The 21,381-nt window shown below is 68.6% G+C and carries 20 protein-coding genes and 1 tRNA gene; 8 read left to right on the top strand and 13 right to left on the bottom strand.

Annotated features, from left to right (window positions below; all coding sequences use genetic code 11):
* The first annotated feature begins 8 nt into the window (after window positions 1–8).
* From GRI75_RS02555 to GRI75_RS02540, 4 genes are all read left to right on the top strand, one after another.
* Window positions 9–794: a glutathione S-transferase family protein gene (locus GRI75_RS02555; RefSeq protein WP_160745350.1), complete on the top strand. Its 786-nt coding sequence runs from the start codon at window positions 9–11 to the stop codon at window positions 792–794.
* A complete protein-coding gene (locus GRI75_RS02550) occupies window positions 791–1,198 on the top strand; it encodes a VOC family protein (RefSeq protein WP_160745349.1) in 408 nt (135 codons plus the stop codon). The genes GRI75_RS02555 and GRI75_RS02550 overlap by 4 nt, the downstream gene beginning before the upstream one ends.
* Window positions 1,199–1,214: 16 nt before the next feature.
* On the top strand, window positions 1,215–2,219 hold the full coding sequence (locus GRI75_RS02545) for a zinc-dependent alcohol dehydrogenase family protein (RefSeq protein ID WP_160745348.1): 1,005 nt from the start codon (window positions 1,215–1,217) through the stop codon (window positions 2,217–2,219).
* Window positions 2,220–2,452: 233 nt separating this feature from the next.
* Complete coding sequence (locus GRI75_RS02540) at window positions 2,453–3,352, top strand: TauD/TfdA dioxygenase family protein (protein ID WP_160745347.1); 900 nt, start codon at window positions 2,453–2,455, stop codon at window positions 3,350–3,352.
* A 60-nt stretch (window positions 3,353–3,412) separates the two neighbouring features.
* Here the strand turns inward: GRI75_RS02540 and cobA are convergent, their stop codons facing one another.
* The 6 genes from cobA to GRI75_RS02510 all read right to left on the bottom strand — a co-directional run bounded on the left by cobA (window position 3,413) and on the right by GRI75_RS02510 (window position 12,556).
* Complete coding sequence (gene cobA, locus GRI75_RS02535; protein WP_160745346.1) at window positions 3,413–4,207, bottom strand: uroporphyrinogen-III C-methyltransferase; 795 nt, start codon at window positions 4,205–4,207, stop codon at window positions 3,413–3,415.
* Window positions 4,197–6,803, bottom strand: a complete 2,607-nt coding sequence (locus GRI75_RS02530) for a molybdopterin-dependent oxidoreductase (RefSeq protein ID WP_160745345.1) — start codon at window positions 6,801–6,803, stop codon at window positions 4,197–4,199. The genes cobA and GRI75_RS02530 overlap by 11 nt, the downstream gene beginning before the upstream one ends.
* Window positions 6,804–6,957: 154 nt before the next feature.
* A complete protein-coding gene (gene nirD / locus GRI75_RS02525) occupies window positions 6,958–7,317 on the bottom strand; it encodes a nitrite reductase small subunit NirD (protein WP_160745344.1) in 360 nt (119 codons plus the stop codon).
* Window positions 7,318–9,831 carry a nitrite reductase large subunit NirB gene (nirB, locus tag GRI75_RS02520; RefSeq protein ID WP_160745343.1) on the bottom strand — a complete coding sequence of 838 codons (2,514 nt, stop codon included), beginning with the start codon at window positions 9,829–9,831 and terminating at the stop codon, window positions 7,318–7,320.
* A 231-nt stretch (window positions 9,832–10,062) separates the two neighbouring features.
* Complete coding sequence (locus tag GRI75_RS02515; protein ID WP_160745342.1) at window positions 10,063–11,289, bottom strand: alginate export family protein; 1,227 nt, start codon at window positions 11,287–11,289, stop codon at window positions 10,063–10,065.
* Between the two features lie 58 nt (window positions 11,290–11,347).
* On the bottom strand, window positions 11,348–12,556 hold the full coding sequence (locus GRI75_RS02510) for an MFS transporter (protein ID WP_160745341.1): 1,209 nt from the start codon (window positions 12,554–12,556) through the stop codon (window positions 11,348–11,350).
* 92 nt (window positions 12,557–12,648) lie between these two features.
* Between GRI75_RS02510 and GRI75_RS02505 the strand changes: the two genes are divergently transcribed.
* Entirely contained in the window at window positions 12,649–14,343 is a 1,695-nt protein-coding gene (locus GRI75_RS02505) for a bifunctional protein-serine/threonine kinase/phosphatase (RefSeq protein ID WP_160745340.1), read from the top strand.
* Between the two features lie 237 nt (window positions 14,344–14,580).
* On the opposite strand, the gene GRI75_RS02500 is transcribed toward GRI75_RS02505, so the two are convergent.
* Window positions 14,581–15,789 carry an ABC transporter substrate-binding protein gene (locus tag GRI75_RS02500; RefSeq protein ID WP_160745339.1) on the bottom strand — a complete coding sequence of 403 codons (1,209 nt, stop codon included), beginning with the start codon at window positions 15,787–15,789 and terminating at the stop codon, window positions 14,581–14,583.
* Entirely contained in the window at window positions 15,786–16,376 is a 591-nt protein-coding gene (locus GRI75_RS02495) for an ANTAR domain-containing response regulator (RefSeq protein ID WP_160745338.1), read from the bottom strand. The genes GRI75_RS02500 and GRI75_RS02495 overlap by 4 nt, the downstream gene beginning before the upstream one ends.
* A 138-nt stretch (window positions 16,377–16,514) precedes the next feature.
* Between GRI75_RS02495 and GRI75_RS02490 the strand changes: the two genes are divergently transcribed.
* On the top strand, window positions 16,515–16,769 hold the full coding sequence (locus tag GRI75_RS02490; RefSeq protein WP_160745337.1) for a hypothetical protein: 255 nt from the start codon (window positions 16,515–16,517) through the stop codon (window positions 16,767–16,769).
* Window positions 16,770–16,783: 14 nt separating this feature from the next.
* Here the strand turns inward: GRI75_RS02490 and GRI75_RS02485 are convergent.
* Together GRI75_RS02485 and folK are read right to left on the bottom strand one after the other, a co-directional pair.
* A tRNA-Lys gene (locus GRI75_RS02485) sits at window positions 16,784–16,859 on the bottom strand.
* A gap of 11 nt (window positions 16,860–16,870) precedes the next feature.
* A complete protein-coding gene (gene folK / locus GRI75_RS02480; protein ID WP_160745336.1) occupies window positions 16,871–17,377 on the bottom strand; it encodes a 2-amino-4-hydroxy-6-hydroxymethyldihydropteridine diphosphokinase in 507 nt (168 codons plus the stop codon).
* Between the two features lie 35 nt (window positions 17,378–17,412).
* Between folK and GRI75_RS14665 the strand changes: the two genes are divergently transcribed.
* Window positions 17,413–17,535: a hypothetical protein gene (locus tag GRI75_RS14665; RefSeq protein ID WP_268891480.1), complete on the top strand. Its 123-nt coding sequence runs from the start codon at window positions 17,413–17,415 to the stop codon at window positions 17,533–17,535.
* 24 nt (window positions 17,536–17,559) lie between these two features.
* On the opposite strand, the gene aguB is transcribed toward GRI75_RS14665, so the two are convergent.
* Window positions 17,560–18,411, bottom strand: coding sequence for an N-carbamoylputrescine amidase (aguB, locus tag GRI75_RS02475; RefSeq protein ID WP_160745335.1), 852 nt, complete (start codon window positions 18,409–18,411; stop codon window positions 17,560–17,562).
* Window positions 18,412–18,446: 35 nt separating this feature from the next.
* Window positions 18,447–19,292 (bottom strand): class I SAM-dependent methyltransferase, encoded by an 846-nt coding sequence (locus GRI75_RS02470; RefSeq protein ID WP_160745334.1) that lies wholly within the window; start codon window positions 19,290–19,292, stop codon window positions 18,447–18,449.
* A 101-nt stretch (window positions 19,293–19,393) separates the two neighbouring features.
* Between GRI75_RS02470 and msrA the strand changes: the two genes are divergently transcribed.
* Window positions 19,394–19,936 carry a peptide-methionine (S)-S-oxide reductase MsrA gene (gene msrA, locus GRI75_RS02465; protein WP_160745333.1) on the top strand — a complete coding sequence of 181 codons (543 nt, stop codon included), beginning with the start codon at window positions 19,394–19,396 and terminating at the stop codon, window positions 19,934–19,936.
* A gap of 179 nt (window positions 19,937–20,115) precedes the next feature.
* On the opposite strand, the gene GRI75_RS02460 is transcribed toward msrA, so the two are convergent.
* Entirely contained in the window at window positions 20,116–21,351 is a 1,236-nt protein-coding gene (locus GRI75_RS02460; RefSeq protein ID WP_160745332.1) for an RsmB/NOP family class I SAM-dependent RNA methyltransferase, read from the bottom strand.
* Window positions 21,352–21,381 lie beyond the last annotated feature (30 nt).

Genomic DNA, 21,381 nt, shown 5'->3' with positions numbered 1-21,381 from the left:
GAAGCGCGATGCCCCTGAAGTACTATCACGCCGAGCCGATGGCGAACTCGCTCAAGTCGATGATCCCGCTCAAGGAGAAGGGCCTCGCTTACGAGAGCGTCTACGTCGACCTGCACAAGTTCGAACAGCACCAGGACTGGTTCCTGGCGATCAATCCCGAGGGGCAAGTGCCGGTGCTCGATCACGACGGCACGATCGTGACCCACACCACGGTAATCAACGAGTACCTGGAGGACGCCTTTCCCGACGCCCAGCCGGCTTCCGGGCCGCTGCGGCCGCGTAGCCCTGTCGGCGCGGCGCGGATGCGCTACTGGAACAAGTTCGTCGACGAGCAGGTGATGAACTACGTCTCCATGCACGGCTGGCACCGGCTGGTGCGGGTCGTCGCCGGCAGCATCGAGGACGGCAAGTTCGAGGAGCTGATGAGCCACGTCCCTCTGCCCGACCAGCGCAAGAAGTGGACCCAGGCCCGCTCCGGCTTCGAGCAGAAGGACCTCGACCACGCGCTCGAGAAGATCGGATACGCGCTGGAGAAGGTGGAGAAGCAGCTCGGCGAGACGGCCTATCTCGCGGGCGACCAGTACACGCTGGCCGACATCAACTTCTATTCCCACTGCGGGATGATGGTCGACCGCATGTTCCCGCAGTTCGAGGTGAACGCCAACTATCCGAACCTCGTGCGCTGGCGGGAGAGCGTTTCGGACCGGCCGGCGGTGCAGGCGGCGCTCGCCAGCGAGGACAGGACCCAGCCGGGCCTGCGGACCTGGGGCGGCGACGGCCGCGAACACTCGTGAAGGCCAAGGTCAGCCTGATCACGCTCGGCGTCGCGGACCTCGACCGCAGCCTGCGGTTTTATCGTGACGGCCTAGGCCTGCCGACCGAGAACCACGATCCCGAAGCGGGCGTCGTGTTCTTCCGGCTGGAGGGCAACATGCTGCTGGCCATCTGGCCGCGCGAGGAACTCGCCGCCGACGCCGGCATTTCGCCCGAAGGAAGCGGGTTCTGCGGCATCTCCCTGGCGCACAACGTGCCGAGCAAGGAAGCCGTCGATGCGGTCTTCGCCGAAGCGATCGCCGCCGGAGCCCAGCCCCTGAAGCAGCCAGGCGATGCCTTCTGGGGCGGCTACACCGCGTACTTCGCCGATCCTGACGGCCACCTCTGGGAAGTGGCCTGGAACCCCGACATCGACCTTACCTGATCCTGGAGACAAGACAATGCGCGCATGGATGCTTCCCGCCGGCTCCGACGGCTTCGACAAGCTCTATCTGGAGGAACTGCCCGACCCCACACCCGGGCCCGGCGAAGTGCTGATCCAGATGCTCGCCTGGTCGATCAACTACCGCGACTTCGCCGTGGCGGCGGGGAAGTACTTCGGCGGCGCGCTGAAGCAGCCGGCGGTGCCGCTGTCGGACGGCGCCGGCGTGGTCGCGGCCGTCGGCCCTGGGGTGACCCGCTTCAAGGAAGGCGACCGGGTGCAGAGCGCGTTTTTCACGACCTGGGAGGATGGCCCGCACCGCATGGGTCCGGCCCTCGGCGACGGAATGGCGCCGGGCACTTTGGCGGAGCTGGTCGTGCTGCCGGAAAGCGGCGTGGTGCCGATGGCGGAGAGCCTCGACCATGGGCAGGCGGCCTGCCTGCCCTGCGCCGGCGTCACCGCCTGGAACGCGCTGCACGAAGGGCCGCGCCCGCTGCTGCCCGGCATGCGCGTGCTGGTGCTCGGCTCGGGCGGCGTCTCCATGCTGGCGCTGCAGATCGCCCGGGCGAGCGGGTGCGAGGTGATCGCCACGTCGTCCTCCGACGAGAAGCTGGAGCGGATCCGCGGGCTCGGCGCCAAGCACACGGTCAACTACAAGACGCACCCGGAATGGGGCGCGTGGATCGCGCAGCACCTCGGCGGGGTGGACAAAGTGGTCGAAGTCGGCGGGGCCGGGACGGCCGAACAGTCGATGACGGCGCTGCGGACCCACGGGGAAGTCGCCATGATCGGCGTACTGGCGCCGGAAGGCGGACCCAACCCGCGCGCGCTGATGATGAGCGCCGGGACCATGCGCGGCATCTTCGTCGGCTCGGCAGCGATGGCCCGGCGGCTCAACGCCGCCATCGACGTGAATGGCATCGAGCCTCTGATCGGCGCGCGCTTCAAGTTCGAGCAGGCGAAAGAGGCTTACGCTCACGCCTGGGGGCCGGAGAGCTTTTCGAAGACTGTGATAGAGCTTTAGTAAAGGAGCCCTCATCCAAGCTTCGGTAGCCAGCAAGCTGGCAACCTACGCTATCCTTCTCCCACCAGTGGGAGAAGGAACGGCGCAGCGCCTCTCCAACTTCTTCTCCCACTTGTGGGAGAAGGATACGGAGGCTTGGCAACTTGTTGCCTAGCCGAAGTTGGATGAGGGCGGGCCCCCCTTCCCTTTCCATCCAAGTCCCGGCATCACCGCAGACGAGAGGAGCACACCAGATGTGGGAAGTTCGCGTCACGCCTTGCGGGGAGTTCGACAACCATCCGTTCGAAAGCGCGCACTTCGAAACGCGCCCGCTGACTTCGGCGATGGGTGCGGAAGTGGTCGGCGTGCGCCTGCCGGAGCTTTCCGACGCGGGGTTCGAAGACTTCAAGCGCGCGCTCTACCACCACAAGATGCTGTTTCTGAAGGGCCAGCACCTGACCCATGCGGAGCACGAGGCGTTCGGAGCGCGGCTGGGCCCGTTCGCGGTCGACGCCTACACCCAGGGCGTGCCCGGACACCGTGACGTGCACCCGATCATCAAGGAAGCGGACACGAAAGCCGCAAGCCTGTTCGGCGGCGGCTGGCACACCGACAGCCCGTTCCTGCCCGAACCGCCGGCGATCACCACCCTGCGGCAAGTCGAGGGCCCGCCTTATGGCGGCGACACGAGCTGGACCAACTGTGCGCTGGCGTTCCGCCACCTCAGCAAGACCTACCAGGACATGCTGCGCCCCCTGCGGGTGTGGATGAGCGCCGCGAACAACTATGCGACCCAGGAAAAGCTGATGGGCAAGGCGATCAGCTTCGCCGACGAGGAGCAGTTCGAGCAGGGCAAGCGCGGCAGCTATCATCCGCTGGTCCGCACGCATCCCGAGACCGGCGAGGAATCGCTCTACATCTGCGACACTTATGCCGCCGGCATCGAGGGCATGACCACGCACGAGGCCAAGCCGCTGATCGACTTCCTGGTGGCGCACACCACCCAGCACGCCTTCACTTGCCGGCTGCGCTGGGAACCGGGCATGGTCGCCCTGTGGGACAACCGCACGACGATGCACCTGGGGCCGAACGACTACGACGGCTATCGCCGCGAGATGTACCGCACGACCACTGCGGGCACGATGCCGGCCTAGTCGCCGGAGGCCGCAGGCGGCGCCTGGTCGACGATCTCGATCCGGCAGGACGAATCCCGATCAGAAGCCTGACCGCGAACATGCCCGGTGCGCCAAAGCAGGGCTGGACGGCTTCGGATAGGGCAGATCCTGCAAGGCGCGGCCGATCAGGATCACGGCGGGGCCGTCGCCCAGCGCGCTTCTCGCCGCCAGCGGCAGGAGGCCGAGCGTGGTGCGCAGGTGTCTGCGCCCAGGCAGGCTGGCGTTCTCGATCAGCGCGACCGGCGTGTCCGCCGGCAGGCCTGCGGCGACCAGGCCTGCGGCAATCTGCGGCGCGGCGGCTTTGCCCATGTAGACGGCCAGGGTCGCCTCTGGATCGGCCAGCGCCTGCCAGTCGAGCCCGACGACTTCGCCTTTGACTGTGTGCGCAGTGACGAACGTCAGACGGCGGGCGAGGCCGCGCAGGGTCAGCGAGAGGCCCAGGTCGGCGGCGGCGGCGCTGGCGGCGGTCACGCCGGGGCAGATCCGCACCGGAACGCCGGCGGCATGGCAGGCGGTCAGCTCCTCGGTCGCGCGGCCGAAGATCGCCGGGTCGCCGCCCTTGAGTCGGACGACACGTTCTCCGGCAAGCGCGGCTTCGACGATCAGCTCGTCGATCGTGCGCTGGTCCTTCGAATGGCGGCCGGAGCGCTTGCCGACTGAGACCCGCCGCACGCCGGGCGGCACGAGGTCGAGCACGCCGGGGCCGACGAGCGCGTCGTGGAACACCACGCTGGCCTCCCCGATCAGCCGCTCGGCCTTGCGGGTCAGCAGCTCGGGATCGCCGGGACCAGCGCCGACGAGCCATACGGTGCCGGGTGCGAATTCATCGGACATGGGCTGCCTCCTTCGTCTCGCCGATCAGGCGCCGGATCGCCGGCTTGCAGGAGCCACAGTTGGTCCCCGCCGAAAGCGCCGCGCCGACCGCTTCGACGCTCACCAGCCGCTGGCTGGCGATCGCCTCGACGATCGTGTTCATGCCGACATCGAAGCAGGCGCAGACGATCGGCCCGCGATCGGGCTGCGGCGTGGCGGAACGGCCGGCCAGCAGCTCGACCGACGAGGCCGCATCGGCCGCCGCGAGCTGGGCGATCAGCCACTCGCGATCCGGCAGGCGCCCGGTGCGGGTGACGTAGAGCGCGGCGCTCATGCGCCCTTCGGCGAGCACCGCCACGCGCAGCCCGCCGAGGCCGCCGTCGATGATCTCGACCCGCTCGCCCTTCGGGAGCAGCGCCTTGGCCAGGGTGGCGGGATCGCCGGTGCCGGCGAGTTCGACCAGCCAGCCTTCGCCGACGCGGACCTTGGTGAAGTAGGCGGTTGGAATGCTGTCCGGCACCGAGCGGGCGATCAGGAAGCCGCGCCACTCCACGGCCAGCTTCTCCATCCGGGCAGGCGTCGCCTTGAAGCCGGGTTGCCCTGAATGGGGATCGACCAGCGGCTGCGGCAGGAGCCCGGTGCGCCCGCCGCTCGACTGGCGGTCGGTCCAGTGGATCGGGGTGAAGATCTCGCCGCGGCGCTGGCTTTCGGTGAGCGCGGCGCGGAAGACGCTCTCGCCTTGCGGAGTCGAGACGCGGACCAGGTCGCCGTCGGCTATGCCATGCGCCTCGGCGTCCTTCGGATGGATCTCGGCCAGCGGCTCGCGGCGGTGCTGCGACAGCCTGGGCGAAAGACCGGTGCGGGTCATCGTGTGCCACTGGTCGCGGTAGCGCCCGGTGTTGAGCGTCAGCGGCCATTTCGGCAGCACATCGTCCAGCGGCCGCTGCTCCACGGCCACCAGCCGCGCCTTGCCGCCCGGTGCCGGGAAGCGGCCGTCGGCGAACGGCGTGCCGCCCCAGCGGAACGGCTCCATCGCGTCGTAATCGCAGTTGGTGATCGCGCCGTGCTCGCCGATGTCGAACAGGCGCTTGCCGCCGTTCTGGTAGGTCGAGAGCCGGGCGTGCTCGCGATAGATGTCGGCGCCGCTCTCGTAGCCGAAGGCGTCGGCCCAGCCCATCTCGCGGGCCACTTGGGTCATGATCCACCAGTCCGGCTTGGCCTCACCGGCGAGCGGGAACAGCGCGCGCTGGCGGCTGATCGTGCGCTCGCTGTTGGTGACGGTGCCGTCCTTCTCGCCCCAGCCGGCCGCGGGCAGCTTCACATGGGCGAAGCGCGAGGTGTCGGTGTCGGCGATGCAGTCCGACACGACGACGAACGGGCAGGCGGCCAGCGCCTCGCGCACGAGTCCGGCATCGGGCAGCGAGACGGCAGGGTTGGTCGCCATGACCCACAGGGCCTTTACCCGCCCTTCGCGGACCTGTCGGAACAGGTCGACTGCCTTCAGCCCGGGCTTGTCGGCGATCCGGGGTGCAGCCCAGAAGCGGCGCACCGTGTCCACGTTCTCCGGCGCGAAATCCATGTGCGCGGCGAGGGTCGAGGCGAGCCCGCCGACTTCGCGCCCGCCCATCGCATTGGGCTGCCCGGTGATCGAGAACGGCGCCGCGCCGGGCTTGCCGATGCGGCCCGTAGCGAGGTGGACGTTGATGATCGCGTTCACCTGGTCCGTGCCGCGGACCGACTGGTTGATGCCCTGGCTGAACATGGTGACGGTGCGCGGATGGCGCGCGAACAGCTCGTAGAACGCCCGCAGGTCCGCCGGCGGAAGGTCGCAGGCGGCGGCGGTCGACCAGAGGTCGTTGCCTTCGCCGAGCGCCTCCCAGAAGCCTTCCGGCGCGGCGACGCTCGCATCGAGAAACGCGGCGTCGAGAACGCCCGCGTCGCGGCAATGGGCCAGCAGGCCCTTCATCAGCGCCACGTCGCTGCCGGGGCGGAGCTGGAGGTGGATGTCGGCTTCGTCGCAAGTCTCGGTCCGGCGGGGGTCGATGACCACCAGCTTCGCCCCGCGCTCGGCCCGGGCGGCCATGATCCGCTGGTAGACGACCGGGTGGCACCATGCGGTGTTGGAGCCGACCAGGACGATCAGGTCCGCCTGGTCGAGATCCTCGTAGCTCGCCGGGACCACGTCCTCACCGAAGGCGCGGGTATGCCCGGCGACGGCGCTGGACATGCACAGGCGCGAATTGGTGTCGATGTTGGCGCTGCCGATGAAGCCCTTCATCAGCTTGTTCGCGACGTAGTAGTCCTCGGTCAGCAACTGGCCGGAGACGTAGAACGCCACGCTGTCCGGCCCGTAGCGGGCGATCGTGTCGGCGAACTTGCGGGCGACCTGGCGGATGGCCTTGTCCCAGCTTGCGCGCTTTCCAGCGATCTCCGGGTGCAGCAGGCGCCCCTGGAGCCCGACCGTTTCGCCGAGGTGCGTGCCTTTGGAGCACAGCCTGCCGCGGTTCGCCGGGTGCTCCGGGTCGCCGGCGATGGTGACCTGGCGCTCGCCGGTGACGGTGGCCGCGATCCCGCAGCCGACGCCGCAGTAGGCACAGGTGGTGCGGATGGTTTTCACTCAAATCCTCCCCGGGACGGGGAGGTGGCAGCGGCGCAGCCGCTGACGGAGGGGGTTCTCCGTTCGGCGCAAGGTCGCGATTGGCCGCGGGCCCCCTCCACCACGCTCCGCGCGGTCCCCCTCCCCGTCCCGGGGAGGATTTGGGACGCTGCCTTCACGCCGCCTCCGCCTGCAGGGCGGCTTTCGCCGGCACCACAGCCTCGCGCAGCAGGTAGATCCGCCCGGCGTCAACCTTCACCGGGATCGTGGGAACGCAGCCTTCGTCGTCGCCCAGGGCTTCGCCGCTGCGCAGCGAGATTTTCCAGTTGTGCAGCGGGCAGGTGACGCTGTCGCCGTGGACGATGCCCTGGCTCAGCGGGCCCTGCTTATGCGGGCACTTGTTGACGAGCGCGTAGAACTCGCCGCGCATCGTGTGGAACACGGCGATCTCGTCGCCGCCGATCACCGGCAGGGTGGCGGCCATGCCCGGTTCGATCTGGGTGACCGGGCCGATGTCGAGCCATTTAGCCTGCATTTATGCGTACTCCGTTGGGGCCGGAACGACTGTCGCAAGGTGGCTGTGAAGATCGCTGCGGTCGCCGGCCGCGCGCTTCGCCCAGGGATCGTCCTGCATGAAAGTCTGCGAGTAGCGGAACCGCGCCGCGAGCCGCTTCACCGCCTCGGGATCGTCGAACATTGCGCGCTTGACGTGGTCCAGGCCGACGCGTTCGATCCACGGCGCGGTGCGTTCCAGGTAATGAGCCTGTTCGCGGTAGAGCTGGATGAACGCCGCGCAGTGTTCCAGCGCCTCTTCCTCGGTGGCGACTTTGCAGAGGAAGTCGGTCGCGCGGACCTTGATCCCGCCGTTGCCGCCGACGTGCAGTTCGTAACCGGAGTCCACGCAGACGATGCCGAAGTCCTTGATCGTCGCTTCGGCGCAGTTCCGCGGGCAGCCGCTGACCGCGATCTTGAACTTGTGCGGCATCCAGCTGCCCCAGGTCATCCGTTCGATGGTAACGCCGAGGCCGGTGGAATCCTGCGTGCCGAATCGGCACCATTCGCTGCCGACGCATGTCTTCACCGTCCGCAGCGACTTGCCGTAAGCGTGGCCGGAGACCATCCCGGCGGCGTTGAGGTCGGCCCAGACGGCGGGCAGATCCTCCTTCCTGATCCCGAAGATGTCGAGCCGCTGGCCGCCGGTGACCTTGACCATCGGCGCGTCGTACTTCTCGACCACGTCGGCGATCGCGCGCAGCTCGCGCGGGTTGGTGAGGCCGCCCCACATGCGCGGGACCACCGAATAGGTGCCGTCCTTCTGGATGTTGGCGTGGAGCCGTTCGTTGACGAAGCGGCTCTTCTGATCGTCCTCGTACTCGCCGGGCCAGGCGCACAGCAGGTAGTAGTTGAGCGCCGGACGGCACGAGGCGCAGCCATCGGGCGTGGTCCAGTGCAGTTCCTGCATGACCTGCGGGATCGCCCGCAGCTCCTTCTCCAGGATCAGGCGGCGGACGTCGTCGTGGCCGAAGCTGGTGCACTTGCACATGGTTTTCGCTCCGGCCTGGACCTCGTCGCCGAGCGTCAGCGCCAGCAGGCTTTCGACCAGCCCGGTGCACGAGCCGCAGCTGGCCGAGGCTTTGCAGCCGGAGCGGACCGCGTCGAGGCTGGCCGCGCCGCCGAGGATGCACTGGACGACCTTGCCCTTGGTTACGCCGTTGCAGCCGCAGATTTCTGCGTCGTCCGAGAGGGCGGCAACGGCGGCATTAGGGTCCGCGAGGGCCCCCGCGCCGAGAGCGAAAGCCTGACCGAAGATCAGCCCTTCGCGGATGTCGGAAACGTCTTCCTCTTTCTTCAGGAGGTCGAAGTACCAGTTGCCGTCGGCGGTATCGCCATAGAGCACCGCGCCGATGATGCGGTTGTTGCGAAGGACCAGGCGCTTGTACACGCCGCGTGCCGCGTCGCGCATGACGATGTCCTCGCCGTCATCCCCGCCGGAGAAATCGCCGGCCGAGAACACGTCGATGCCGGAAACCTTGAGCTTGGTGGCGGTTACCGAACCCTGATAGCCGCCAGAACCGTCGAGCTTCTGTTCGGTCAGGTGATCGGCCAGCGCGCGGCACATCTCCCACAGTGGCGCGACGAGGCCGTAGCACTGGCCGCGATGCTGGACGCATTCGCCTACCGCCAGCACGTCCGGGTCGGACGTGACCATGTGGTCGTCGACCAGGATGCCGCGCTCGCACTCGATGCCGCCGGTCTTGGCCAGCATCGTCGCCGGGCGGATGCCGACCGCCATCACGACAATGTCGGCGGGAATCTGGCGCCCGTCCTTCAGCCGCACGCCGCCGACGTGCCCGTCCTTGGCGACGATCTCCGCGGTATCGGCACCGGTCAGGATCGTCTGGCCGCGCCGTTCGAGTTCCTGCTTCAGCAGCCAGCCTGCGGCTTCGTCGAGCTGGCGTTCCATCAGCGTCGGCATCAGGTGGATGACCGTCACTTTCATCCCGCGCAGCGAAAGGCCGTGCGCCGCTTCGAGCCCCAGCAGGCCGCCGCCGATCACCACGGCGTCGCCGCCCTGTTCCGCCGCGGCGAGCATCTTGTCGACATCGTCCAGGTCGCGGAACGTGACCACGCCCGGCAGGTCGCGGCCGGGGACGGGGATGATGAACGGATCGGAGCCGGTGGCGATCAGCAGCCTGTCGTAAGGCTCTACGCGGCCGGAGCGGCTGACGACCGTCTTGCGTTCACGGTCGATGTGGTCGACCGGATCGCCGGCGATCAGCTCGACACCGTTCTCGGCGTACCACTCGGCGGTGTTGATGACGATCTCGTCGAAAGTCTTCTCGCCGGCGAGCACCGGAGAAAGCATGATCCGGTTGTAGTTCACCCGCGGCTCGGCGCCGAAGATCGTGACCGCAAAGCGGCCGGGATCGCGCGCCAGGATCTCCTCCACCGCGCGGCAACCGGCCATGCCATTGCCGATGACCACCAGTTTTTCGGGCAGTCTTTCGCGCAAGGGCTGCGCCTTGTCGAAACTCGTCTGTGCGTTCACTTCGTCTGTCCCTCCGGGCCAGTCGCGCACGCAAAAAAGCCGCCAAGCCGTACCCCGGGAGGGGAGAGACTGGCGGCGTCGTTGCCACGCTGTGTTGCTGTTCGCGGGTTCGCTCTGTTCCGTCCATCGGTGGGCGGGGCGAATGCTGCGTTGAAGCTTGTCTATCTGATTCGCGGCCCTGGCGGCAAGGCCTTTTTGCAGTGCAGCATAGATTGGTGGGGCGTTTCGGCGTTAGAAGCTGGCTTCGGCCTGCAGCCAGAACTTGCTGGTATCTCGCGCGAATTGGTCCGCGTCGTAGTTCGCGTACTTCGCCAGCAAGGCCAGCGGCCCGATCTTGAAGCCGAGCGAGGCGTTCCACTCGCTGCCGTAATGGAGCGCGCCGAAATCGCTGTCGAACTCGTGCCAGGTGAGGTCGGCCTTCAATCCGGGCAGGAACGGCACGGCGATGGAGCGGGCGATGCCCACGTATGTGTCGCGCAGGCCTTGCGGCGGGGTGGTCAGGAACATGTCGGCCCACCCGTTGAAGGCGTGGAGTGTGGCGAGCGGGGTCTGGAACGCGGTGGTCCCACCGTCGCTGCCGAGTTCCTCGTGGCCGGCGGTGAGCGTGAAGCCGAGCAGGCCGATGCCGAGTTGGGCGCTCCAAAAGTCCGCGCCGTAGCTGACCGGGTTGGATCCGTAGTCGGTCTGGCGCGCGTAGCTGGCCTGGCCGCTGAGCTTGCCGACCGCCGGCAGCGCGATCTCCCCTGTCGCGAGGACGCCGTAAGTCTGGCTCGAGAAGGCGATCCGCGTGTCGTAGTCGATCAGGTACGCGAAGGCCTTCACGTCGAAAACCCGAAGGTCGAGGCCGCCGTTCAGCAGCACGATGTCGCCGTCGAAATGGCCGTTCGGGCTGTCCGAACCGAAGACCGTGCGCTGCGAAATCGCATAGGTCGCGTCGAGCGCCAGCGGACCCAGCTTTGTCTGGCCGCGCACGGCATCGAAAGTCTGCTCGTTTTGCCGCCAGCCGACGTTGCCGACGAAGCGGGCGTCGTCGAGCACGATGCGCTGGCGGCCCAGAGTGACCCCGCTGCCGTTCCTGGCCCACGATACCTGCAGGCGGTTGAGCTCGAGGCTTTCCGGATCGGCGACGACCGGGAACGGCTCCAGGCCGTTGCGGGGCAGCGTGTCGTTGTAGCGGTCCGCCAGCGCCAGCGTGCCTTCGCCCTCGGCGAGCAGCGCGAAACCGCCCGCCAGCTTCAGCTCCGCGCCCAGCCTCATGCGCAGGGTCAGGGCCTCGGCGCTTTCGGCCATGCCGTCCTGGTCGACCGTCTCGTAGCGCAGGCGCGCGGCGAAGATCGGGTCAAGGCTCACCCCATCGGCCAGTTCCACGGGTGCGCCGAGATCCTGGGCCCTGGCTTGTCCGGCGAACAGGGCCGGTATGGCGAGCCCGCACAGGGCGGCGGTTGCTGCTTTCCTCATATGTCCTCCGGCGCGTCTGTTTGGATTGCGCGCCTTTCGGACATCCTCTCCCGCTACCTCAGATGCGCGCGCCGTGCAGCGCCGCGCCCCATGTGGTCCGCCACCGGCCCTTCACCGCCGTGAGCCCGGCGAGCGCGACGAGGGCGAGAGCGGCGAAGATCAGGAACCCGGCCGAAGAGCTGCCGGTGTACTTCTCCGCCAGACCGAGCGAGGAGGCGAGATAGAACCCGCCCACGCCGCCGGCGAAGCCGACCAGCCCGGTCATCACGCCGATTTCCTTGCGGAAGCGCTGCGGCACGAGCTGGAACACCGCGCCGTTGCCGACGCCCAGGATGCCCATCACGAAGATGAACAGCGCCAGTGCGATCGGCAGGGTGGCCGGCCCCGTGCTGATGGTGGCCAGGGTGATCGCGGCGAGGATGTAGACGGCGGTGAGGGTGCGGATGCCGCCGAACCGGTCGGCCAGCGCGCCGCCGATCGGGCGGACCAGCGAGCCCATGAAGACGCAGGCGGCGGTGCAGTAGCCGGCGGTGACCGGGTTGAGGGCGAAGCTGTCCGAGAACCAGATCGACAGCGAGCTCGACAGGCCGACGAACCCGCCGAAGGTCACGCCGTAGAACAGCATGAACCACCAGGCGTCCTTGTCCTTGAGCACTTCGGCATAAGCGCCGAAAGACTTGCGCGCCGGCTGGTCGGGGCTGTCCTTCGCCGCGACGAGGTAGAAAGCGAAGATCACCGTGAGCGGGATGACCGCCAGGCCGAGCACGGCGTTCCAGCCGAACAGCTTGGCGAGCAGCGGCGCGAACAGCGCGGCGAGCACGGTGCCCGAGTTGCCCATTCCGGCGAGGCCCATGGCCTTGCCCTGGTGCTCGGGCGGGTACCAGCGGCTGGCCAGCGGCAGGGCCACCGCGAAGCTGGCGCCCGCGAAGCCGAGGATCACGCCGAGAGCGAGCGTGCCGGCGAAGCTGTCGATCCCGAACCACCAGCCGAACAGCAGCCCGGCGATGACGATGAGCTGGTTGAGCGCGCCGGTCGTCTTCGGGCCGATGCTGTCGACCAGCACGCCGTTGACCAGCCGCAGCAGCGCCCCGGCGAGCGTCGGCACCGCGACCATCAGGCCTTTCTGCGCCGGGTCGAGGCCCAGCTCCTGCGAGATGATCGGCGCCAACGGCCCGAGCATGACCCAGACCATGAACGACACGTCGAAATAGAGGAATGCGGCAAGCAGGGTCGGGTTGTGGCCCGATTTCCAGAAGCTCTTGTTCATGCGGAGATCCTTCGAGGGCTTGACGGAATTTGGAGCGGGGCGATCCTCGCGCGTACGGGCGTTGCGCACGTGTGAGGAAGGATTTGGGTCGAATGCGTCAGACGGGCGAACTCGTGCTTGCGGCCGGCTTCGCGACGGCCACAGGACCGCGTGAGGACAACCAGGATTTCGGCGGCGTGCATCTCGGCACGGCGCTGGAGCGGGCGCGCCACGGCGTGATTGCTGCCGTGGCGGATGGCGTCAGCGGCGGCCGCGCCGGGCGTGCGGCGGCGGAGCTGGCGGTTCGCGCGCTTGTCGAGGGGTTCTACGAAGTGCCCGACACGCTCGGACCGGCGCGGGCGATGCACATGCCGCTCGCCGCCTTCAACCGCTGGCTGCACGCGCAAGGGCGCGGCGAAACGATGGCCAACAGCGCGACGACGCTGACCGCAATGGCGCTGCGCGGCCGCCGCGCGCACCTGGTCCATGTCGGCGACAGCCGCGCCTGGCGCTTCTCCGGCGGACGGCTGACCTGCCTGACGACCGACCATGTCCGGCCCGAGCCGGACTTGCGCCACGTTCTGATCCGTGCGCTGGGCATGGAAGGCGAACTGCGGCTCGACCACACGACCGTCGAGCTCGCCGAGCACGACCGGCTGGTGCTGACAACGGACGGGGTCCACGGCCCGCTCTCGGCCGGCCGGATCGCCGCGCTGCTGGAGCGGCAGGCTTCCGCCGAAGCCACTGCCGAAGAACTGGTCGAAGCGGCGCACAAGGCCGGCGGAAGGGACAATGCGACCGCGCTGGTGATCGACGTCGTTCGCCTGCCGGAGCCCGACCACGATGGCATCCTGGCCGGCCTGGCGGGCCTGCCGATCGCCGCCCCGCCGCCGCTCGGCGCGAGCATCGACGGCTTCCGCGTCGAACGCGTGCTGAGCGAGGGCCGCTACGCCATCCTGATGACCGCCGTGGACAGCGAGGACGGCAGCAAAGTCGTGCTCAAGTTCCCGCGCCCCAATGCGCTGTCCGCCCGCGCCGTGCGGCTCGCTTTCGCCCGCGAGCTGCTGCTGGCCCAGCGGGTCTCCAGCCCATACGTGCTCGCCGCCCACCCGGTCCGTCCGGAGCGGCAGACCGCGCTCTACTGCGTCCAGCCGCTGCTGGAGGGCGAGACGATGGCCGCGCGGCTCGAACGCGGGCTGCCCTCGCTCGAGGCGGCGCTGGAGGCCGCCGTCGCGCTGACCCGCGGCGTCGCCGCGCTGCACCGGCTCGAGGTGATCCACCGCGACATCAAGCCGGAGAACGTTATGCTCACGGCGGGCGGCGGTCTCAAGCTGATCGACCTCGGCGTCGCGCGCCTGCCGCGGGTCGAGGATTTCCACGGTGACGAGATCCCCGGCACGTCTGGCTACATGGCGCCCGAGCAGTTCGAAGGCCACGCCGGGGACGCCCTGACCGACCAGTTCGCGCTCGGGGTTACGCTCTACCGTTGGCTCACCGGCAAGTGGCCTTACGGCGAGCAGGAGGCGTTCCAGCGCCCCCGCTTCGGCCGCCCGCCGCTGCCTTCGCGCCACCGCCCGGAAATCCCGAGCTGGCTCGATGACGCCGTGCTCACCGCGATCCAGCCGGACCGGGAGGCGCGCTTCGGGGATGTCGTGGAGCTGCTCCGAGCGCTCGAGGGTGGCGGGCCGATGCTGAAAGTCGCCAAGCTGCGCGGCCGGCCGCTGATCGAGCGCGACCCGGAACGCTTCTGGCAGATCGTCAGCACGGTGCTGGCGATCGCGCTGATCGTTTCCTTCGCCACTCGCTGATCCGTACCGGTCCACTGCCGCGAAACGCCCCTTGCTGGGTGGCAAACGCGAAAAAGCCGCCTCGAAACAGGTCCCGCGAGGGGGCCAGTTCGGGCGGCTTCGTTGCCACGCAATGTCTCAAAGTCGATGGAGGCGCCGCTGCTTCCCGACGCTGGAAGCGGCCTCCGTTCGCCGCCTGAGTAACCGATTCGTCACATTGCCGTAAAGACGTTTTTTGCAGTGCAGCAAAGATTCCGCTTATGCGAAGGAGGCGATGTAGCCCTGCAGGTCGTCGGGGTCGAAGCTGCGCCCGTCGAAGAAAGTGTTGGCGGACAGGACCATCGCGCCTTGCTGGGCGGTCACCGCCGTGAGCTGCGCCAGGCTGCCTTCGACTTTGGAGCTGGCTCCGGGCAGCAGGTCGCCCGTGCCGGCAAGGGCGCTGCGGTAGACGTCGGGGCGGAACACCCGCGCCGCCGCTTCGGCGTCGGCGGGTAAAAAGGGCAGGCGGTCCCAGCGGACGAGCTGGGTATATAGCCACTCCGCCTGGCTCACCCAGGGGAAGTTCGCGGCCTCCCGGTGCTGGAACATGAAGTCCGGATAGTGGACCGGCGCCGAATCGCCGGTCAGGATCAAGCGGTCGGAAATGGCCGCCAGGATCAGCGCCGGATCGGCGCCGATGTACTCGGGACGGGCGAGAATCGCGGCGTTGGTGTCCCAGTTCCCCGGATCGATGAAGTGCTCGCCGGCCTTGCGCATCGCGCGGATCAGCTTCTCTGCCGCTTCGCGCCGCGCCTCGAGCACCGGCGCGCGGAACGCGAGCACTTTCTCGACCCCGCGGCGCCAGATCTGCGCGGTGGCGAGCACGATCACGCCGACCCCGCGCGAGACGGCGGTGCTGTTCCAGGGCTCGCCGACACAGGCGCCGTCGATCTCGCCGGCCGCCATCGCGTCGGCCACGAACGGCGGGGCCACGGTGACGATCTCGACGTCCTCGTCCGGCCGGATGCCGGAGGCCGCCAGCCAGTAGCGGAGCATGTAGTTGTGGCTCGAATAGCGGTGCACCACGCCGAAACGCAGCGGGCGCCCGACCCTCTTGCGCGCCTGCGCCTCCTCCGCCAGCGCGCCGCCCAGCGCGACCGGGTCGGCCAAGCGCCCGGGCTCCGCGACTTTGCCCGCCAGCTCGGTCGAGAACGTCACGGCATTGCCGTTGAGCCCGAGCACGAACGGCGTCGCCAGCGGCTGGGCGGGCCGCCCGCGCCCGAGCGTCGTGGCGATCGCCAGCGGCGCGATCAGATGCGCCGCATCGGTGTGGCCGTAGAGCAGGCGGTCGAGCACGCTCGCCCAGCTCACGTCGCGCTGGAACCGCAGGGCGAGTCCCTCCTCCTCGGCGAACCCGTGCTCGTGCGCCAGGATCGGCAGGCAGGCATCGACAAGCGGCAGGAAGCCGATCGTCAGCTCTTCGGTCATTTCGCCTCTCCCGTCGGGCCTAGCAGCTCGTGGGCGGTTACGACCGCCTCTGCGATTTCGGCGATGCGCCGGTTGGTGCTCATCGCCTTGCGGCGGAGCTCGCCATAGGCCTCCGGCTCGGTGACGCCCTTGCTCTGCATAAGAATGCGCTTGGCCCTGTCGACCGCCTCGCGCTCGGCCAGCTTGCCCTTGGCCTCGGCGAGGTCCGCCTGCAGCCTGGCGAACGCGTTGAAGCGCTTGATGGCGAGGTCCAGCAGCGGCCGGATGCGGTTCGCCGCCAGCCCGTCCACGACATAGGCGGAGACGCCGGCGTCGATCGAAGCGGCGATCGCGTCGTCATCCGATTCGTCCACGAACATGGCGATCGGGCGGGATAGTGCCCGGCTGACGGCGAAGTATTCCTCCAGCACGTCGCGCGAGGGATTGCCGAGGTCGATAAGCACGATGTCCGGCCCGATCGCGTCGAGCTGGGCGAGCAGGCCGTGGCGCTGCGTCAGCACGAAGATCTCGCTCTCCGGCATCTCAGAAAGGCCTTCCTCGATGATCGAGGCGCGGCTGGCGCTTTCGTCGATGACGGCTATTCGCATGCCGCTCCACTGCACTGCAGCATTACCGGAGCGCAAGCCGTTTCCCCGCTCCTCTGCAGAGCAAGCGCGGAAATCTCGCCTGCGTGGAACGACCGCAGGAGATCGGGGTTCGTTCGGGGTCCAGATGAGGAGCGCGAGATGGTTCGAGTGAATTTCGACACGCCCGACGGCGACGACATCGACATCGATTCGGAGGAAGTGGTCCGGCTCACCCTGGGCGAGGAGGAAGGCACCACCGTCATCGAGCTGGAAGACGGGGAAGTGGTCGTGGCCGCGACCCAGCTCGAAGTGGCGGCCGAGCTCGGCCTCAACCCGCTCGACTACATCGATGCCGAAGACGACGATGAATCCATCGAAGGCCTGGTGGACGACGGCGACCGGGAGGACATCTAGTCCCGGCAAAGGAGTGGTGAGCCCTGCTGGGTTCGAACCAGCGACCTACTGATTAAAAGTCAGTTGCTCTACCGACTGAGCTAAGGGCCCGACCACGCGGGTCACCTAGGGAGCGGTCCGCGGCGGGTCAAGCGCGCATGGAGCTGGCGGAGCGTCAGGCCGCTGACGGGGTCGCGCCACTGCGGTGCGATCGCGCTTGCCGGACGGAGTACGAAGTCGCGTTCGCGGAACAGCCTATGCGGGATGGTGAGAGTCCGGTCGACGTAAGGACCCCCGCTCCACAGCACGATGTCGAGGTCGAGCACGCGGGCCCGCCAGCGCTGTCCGCCCGGGCGGCGGCCGAATTCGCGCTCGATGCGCTTGAGCAACGCGAGGAGCGCGGACGGATCGAGCGGGGTTTCGACGATCACCGCGGAGTTGGCGTAGCGGCGGATCGAGGGGCCGATCGGATCGCTGGCAATGGCGGGTGCGGAGGCGGCGATCTTCAGGCCCTCCCCCCCTAGCCGCTCCAGCGCGGCGGAGAGCACGTCCTGCGGCCGCCCGTGCCTTGGGTGGCGGACGTTCGAGCCGAGGGCGATCAGGTACCGGTGTGCGTTGGCGGTGGGCATTGGACTCCGCTTAGCCGCGCGTTGCGCGTGTACAAATGCTCCTGGCCGGAAGGGCCGGCCACGCCTTTTCCGTGATCCATCTTCCGTTCGTCCTGAGCTTGTCGAAGGACGGGAGCGCCGCGCTCGCGTGGTTCGACAAGCTCACCACGAACGGCTGAAAGTGGGCTCCCAATGTGGATGGATCAGATATCCTCGCAAATCCGGCCGTAGAGCTGCGGGCGGCGGTCGCGGAAGAAGCCCATGCTGGCGCGGTGCTTGCGCGCTTCGGCCAGGTCGAGCTCGGCGACCAGCGCGCCGGTTTCCTCGCGCTCGAACTCCGCCAGGCGGTCGCCCCATTCGTTGGTGATGAAGCTGTGGCCGTAGAACGTCTGCCCGGCCTCGCAGCCGATGCGGTTGGCGGCGATCACCGGCATGCAGTTGCTGACCGCGTGGCCGACCATCGCGCGGCGCCACATGCGGCTGGTATCGAAATCCGCGTCCGTCGGCTCGGAGCCGATCGCGGTTGGATAGAACAGCAGCTCGGCGCCCATCAGCGCCATGACGCGGGCGCTTTCCGGGTACCACTGGTCCCAGCAGATGCCGACGCCGATGCGCACGCCGCAAACGTCCCAAACCTTGAACCCGGTGTTGCCGGGGCGGAAATAGAACTTCTCCTCGTACCCCGGCCCGTCGGGGATGTGGCTCTTACGATAGATGCCGAGGATCTCGCCCGCTTCGGAGATCATCGCCATCGTGTTGTAGTAGTGCTGCCCGTCCTTCTCGAAAAAGCTGGTCGGGATCGCCACCTTGAGCGCTTTCGCCAGCTCCTGCATCGCGAGGACCGACGGGTGCTCGGCGGTCGGGCGGGCGAGCGCCCAGAACCGGTCGTGCTCCTCGCGGCAGAAGTACCCGCCGGAGAACAGCTCCGGCGGCAGCACGATGTGCGCGCCCTTCCCGGCGGCTTCCTCCACCAGCGCGGAGACGGCGGCGATGTTGTCCTGCTCCTGCTCGAGATTGAGCTGGAGCTGCAGTGCGGCGACGGCGATCGTGTCCATGCGCGCCAGTTAGGGTCGCGGGCGCGCGAAGTCCATCACGCGCGCTTGCGGAACAGCAGAGTCATGCGGTCGCTTTCCCCGATCGCGTCGAGCTCGGCGCGGCGCGCGGCATTCTCGCCCGCGCCACGGTAGGACGGCGGCAGGGTCCAGACGCCGGTCTCCCAGTTTGCCGGGTCCTTCGGGTTGGCGTTGATCTCGCTGCGCTCGACGAGTTCAAAGCCGTAAGCCTGCATCAGGGCGATCACGTCCTGTTCCCGCTGGTACCCATTGTCGCCGAGCACGTATTCGGCCGGAGCGTCGGCCTTGGCGCGGTGCTGGACGACGCCGAGCAGGCCGTCGGCCTTCAGCAGCTTGCGCGCGGTGACAAGCGAGTCGTGCAGCCAGCCGAAGCGGCGCATGTTGTGGATCTCGCGGAAGATCAGGAAGCGGTCGGCCGTGCCGTGGAGCTCCTCCGGCACGCTGTCGGTGTTAGCGCCGATAACCCGCGCGCCCTCGCCGCCGGTCCACTCCTTCGCCTGCGCCGGCAGCTTCTCCGCCGTGCCGCGGTACATGTCCCAGTAGCCGGTCAGGCTGTCGTCGAGCTTCGGGTTGAGGCCGATGTAGGTGCCCTGGCTGCCGAGGTAGGGGATCAGCACGCGCGAGTACCAGCCGCCGGCGGGCATGTAGTCGACCACTGTCATCCCCGGCTCGACCCTGAAGAAGGCGAGGGTCTCGGCCGGGTGGCGGTGCTGGTCGCGGGCGCGGTCTTCGGCGCGGCGCGAGTGGGCGAGGACTTGCGCCAGCGCTGTTTGCGCCGCCGCGTCCTGAGCGGCAGCGGGTGCGGCGAAGCCGGCGGGAACGGCAAGGGCCAGGACGGCGGCGGCTAGGATCGAACGGGGCATGGAACCTCTCCCTTTTGACTTTACCCGGCATGGTAACCTGACGCCCGGCGATGACAAGCGAGAGACAGCTTCCTATCTCCCCCGGCGAAGGAGACATTTCCATGAGCGACAGCGAAACCGCCATCCTTGCCGGGGGCTGCTTCTGGTGCACCGAAGCGGTGTTCCGCGACGTGATCGGCGTGAGCCAGGTCGAGAGCGGCTATATCGGCGGCACCGTGCCGGAACCGACCTACAAGCAGGTCTGCTCGGGCGAGACGGGCCATGCCGAGGCGATCAGAGTGACTTACGATCCGCAGGTCATCACTTACGCCGAGATCCTCGACGTGTTCATGGGCACGCACGACCCCAGCCAACTCAACCGCCAGGGGGGCGACGTCGGCACCCAGTACCGCAGCGCGATCTTCCCGCTCGACGAGGCGCAGCGGGCGGAGGCCGAAGCGGCGATCCAGCGCTGGAACGCGGAGCACGACGGCACAGCCGTCACTACGATCGAAGGCCCGGCGATCTGGTACCCGGCCGAGGACTATCACCAGGAATACTGGGACGGCGAAGGCCAGCGGAACCCCTATTGCCTGGCGGTGATCCCGCCCAAGCTGGCCAAGCTGCGGAAGAGCTTCCAGGCCAAGGTGAAGAGCGCAAGCTGAGCGAAACCCGAAAAGAACCCCGTTCGTCCTGAGCTTGTCGAAGGACGGCTTTCCGTTCGTCGGAGCGCGCGCTGGCGAGAGCGCCCTTCGACAGGCTCAGGGCGAACGGGGGTGTGGTCTAGGCATCGGGTGCCAGGTCCGTCGGGCGGCCAGCGATCCCGGCTTTCGCCGGGATGACGTCACGCACGAAAGCGCGCGATGAAGAAGCCATCCAGCCCGCCGTGCTCCGCCAGCATGCCGGGATCGGTGCGGAGCCAGCCTTCGGGCGTGGGTGACAGGCCGGCGGGCAGTTCCCCGGCGGCGATCGGATCGGGCGTAAGCGCCACGCGCGCCGCCTGATCCTCGCCCTCTTCGCGCTCGAGCGAGCACACGGCGTAGACCAGTCGGCCGCCGGGCTTGAGCCAGCCTTGCGCCCGTTCGAGCAGGCGCGCCTGGATCTCGGCCATCTCGGCGATCTGGCGCGGGCCGATGCGGTGGATCACTTCAGGGTGGCGACGGGCGGTGCCCGTGGCTGTGCAGGGCGCGTCGAGCAGGATGGCGTCGAACTGCTCCGCGGGCGTCCAGTCGAGCGCGTCCGCGATCCAGATCTTGGCGGAGAGGCCGGTGCGAGCGAGGTTCTCGCGCAGCCGGTCGAGCCGCTTGTCGCTCTTGTCGAGCGCGGTGACTTGCCAGCCGGCGGCCGCCAGTTGCAGCGCCTTGCCGCCGGGGGCGGCGCACATGTCGAGCGCGCGCCGGCCCTCTCCGGCGCCGAGCAGCCGCACCGGGAGCGCTGCGGCGAAGTCCTGCACCCACCAGGCGCCTTCCGCGTAGCCCGGCAGCTCCGAGACCGACGTGCCACGCTGCAGGCGCAGATGGCCTGGAGCGAGGCTCTGGGCATCGAGCTTTGCTGCCCACTCGTCGGTCGTGGCGGGATCGCGCAAGGTGAGGTCGAGCGGCGGAGGGACAGCGATGGCGGCGGCGATGGCCTCGGCCCGCTCGCCCCAGCGCGCAGCGACTTCCGGGGGCAGCGTCGGCACCGCCGGCAGCTTGGCACCCTTGCGCTGCAGGGTCGAGAACACGCCGTGGGACAGGCGCTTCGGTCCGCCGGCGAGCAGCGGCAGGCAGGTGGCAATCACCGCATGCGGCGGAGTGTCGAGCCGCAGCCACTGCGCCAGCATCATCCGCAGCACCATGCGCGGCTTGGCATCTTCGGGCAGGACCTGCTTGGTCGCGCTGTCGATCAGCGCATCGAGATCGGCCAGCCAGCGCAGCACTTCGCCGGCGATGGCGCGGGTGAGTGCCCGGTCGGCGGGTGCCGGGACACCCTTCAAGGCCGAAACTTCGGCGCCATCGAGCGTCTCGCCGCGGCGCAGCACGGCGTCGAGCAGTTTGAGCGCGGCGCGGCGCGCGGGTACTCCGGGGGGAACGGGGGGCATGAGCACGCCCTATCCGCGATTGCATTGCGG

The sequence above is a fragment of the Croceibacterium soli genome (assembly GCF_009828065.1).
GTDB classification, from domain to species: domain Bacteria; phylum Pseudomonadota; class Alphaproteobacteria; order Sphingomonadales; family Sphingomonadaceae; genus Croceibacterium_B; species Croceibacterium_B soli.
The sequence above is the reverse complement of the archived record's forward strand: the minus strand, read 5'-3'. Positions and strand labels throughout refer to the sequence as shown.

What these genes read in the sequence shown, in the direction of transcription:
- GRI75_RS02555 (WP_160745350.1), top strand. Translation starts at nt 9, where the DNA reads ATGCCCCTGAAGTACTATCACGCCGAGCCGATGGCGAACTCGCTCAAG.
- GRI75_RS02545 (WP_160745348.1), top strand. Translation starts at nt 1,215, where the DNA reads ATGCGCGCATGGATGCTTCCCGCCGGCTCCGACGGCTTCGACAAGCTC.
- GRI75_RS02540 (WP_160745347.1), top strand. Translation starts at nt 2,453, where the DNA reads ATGTGGGAAGTTCGCGTCACGCCTTGCGGGGAGTTCGACAACCATCCG.
- cobA (WP_160745346.1), bottom strand. Translation starts at nt 4,207, where the DNA reads ATGTCCGATGAATTCGCACCCGGCACCGTATGGCTCGTCGGCGCTGGT.
- nirD (WP_160745344.1), bottom strand. Translation starts at nt 7,317, where the DNA reads ATGCAGGCTAAATGGCTCGACATCGGCCCGGTCACCCAGATCGAACCG.
- GRI75_RS02515 (WP_160745342.1), bottom strand. Translation starts at nt 11,289, where the DNA reads ATGAGGAAAGCAGCAACCGCCGCCCTGTGCGGGCTCGCCATACCGGCC.
- GRI75_RS02510 (WP_160745341.1), bottom strand. Translation starts at nt 12,556, where the DNA reads ATGAACAAGAGCTTCTGGAAATCGGGCCACAACCCGACCCTGCTTGCC.
- GRI75_RS02505 (WP_160745340.1), top strand. Translation starts at nt 12,649, where the DNA reads ATGCGTCAGACGGGCGAACTCGTGCTTGCGGCCGGCTTCGCGACGGCC.
- GRI75_RS02500 (WP_160745339.1), bottom strand. Translation starts at nt 15,789, where the DNA reads ATGACCGAAGAGCTGACGATCGGCTTCCTGCCGCTTGTCGATGCCTGC.
- GRI75_RS02495 (WP_160745338.1), bottom strand. Translation starts at nt 16,376, where the DNA reads ATGCGAATAGCCGTCATCGACGAAAGCGCCAGCCGCGCCTCGATCATC.
- GRI75_RS02490 (WP_160745337.1), top strand. Translation starts at nt 16,515, where the DNA reads ATGGTTCGAGTGAATTTCGACACGCCCGACGGCGACGACATCGACATC.
- folK (WP_160745336.1), bottom strand. Translation starts at nt 17,377, where the DNA reads ATGCCCACCGCCAACGCACACCGGTACCTGATCGCCCTCGGCTCGAAC.
- GRI75_RS14665 (WP_268891480.1), top strand. Translation starts at nt 17,413, where the DNA reads ATGCTCCTGGCCGGAAGGGCCGGCCACGCCTTTTCCGTGATCCATCTT.
- aguB (WP_160745335.1), bottom strand. Translation starts at nt 18,411, where the DNA reads ATGGACACGATCGCCGTCGCCGCACTGCAGCTCCAGCTCAATCTCGAG.
- GRI75_RS02470 (WP_160745334.1), bottom strand. Translation starts at nt 19,292, where the DNA reads ATGCCCCGTTCGATCCTAGCCGCCGCCGTCCTGGCCCTTGCCGTTCCC.
- msrA (WP_160745333.1), top strand. Translation starts at nt 19,394, where the DNA reads ATGAGCGACAGCGAAACCGCCATCCTTGCCGGGGGCTGCTTCTGGTGC.
- GRI75_RS02460 (WP_160745332.1), bottom strand. Translation starts at nt 21,351, where the DNA reads ATGCCCCCCGTTCCCCCCGGAGTACCCGCGCGCCGCGCCGCGCTCAAA.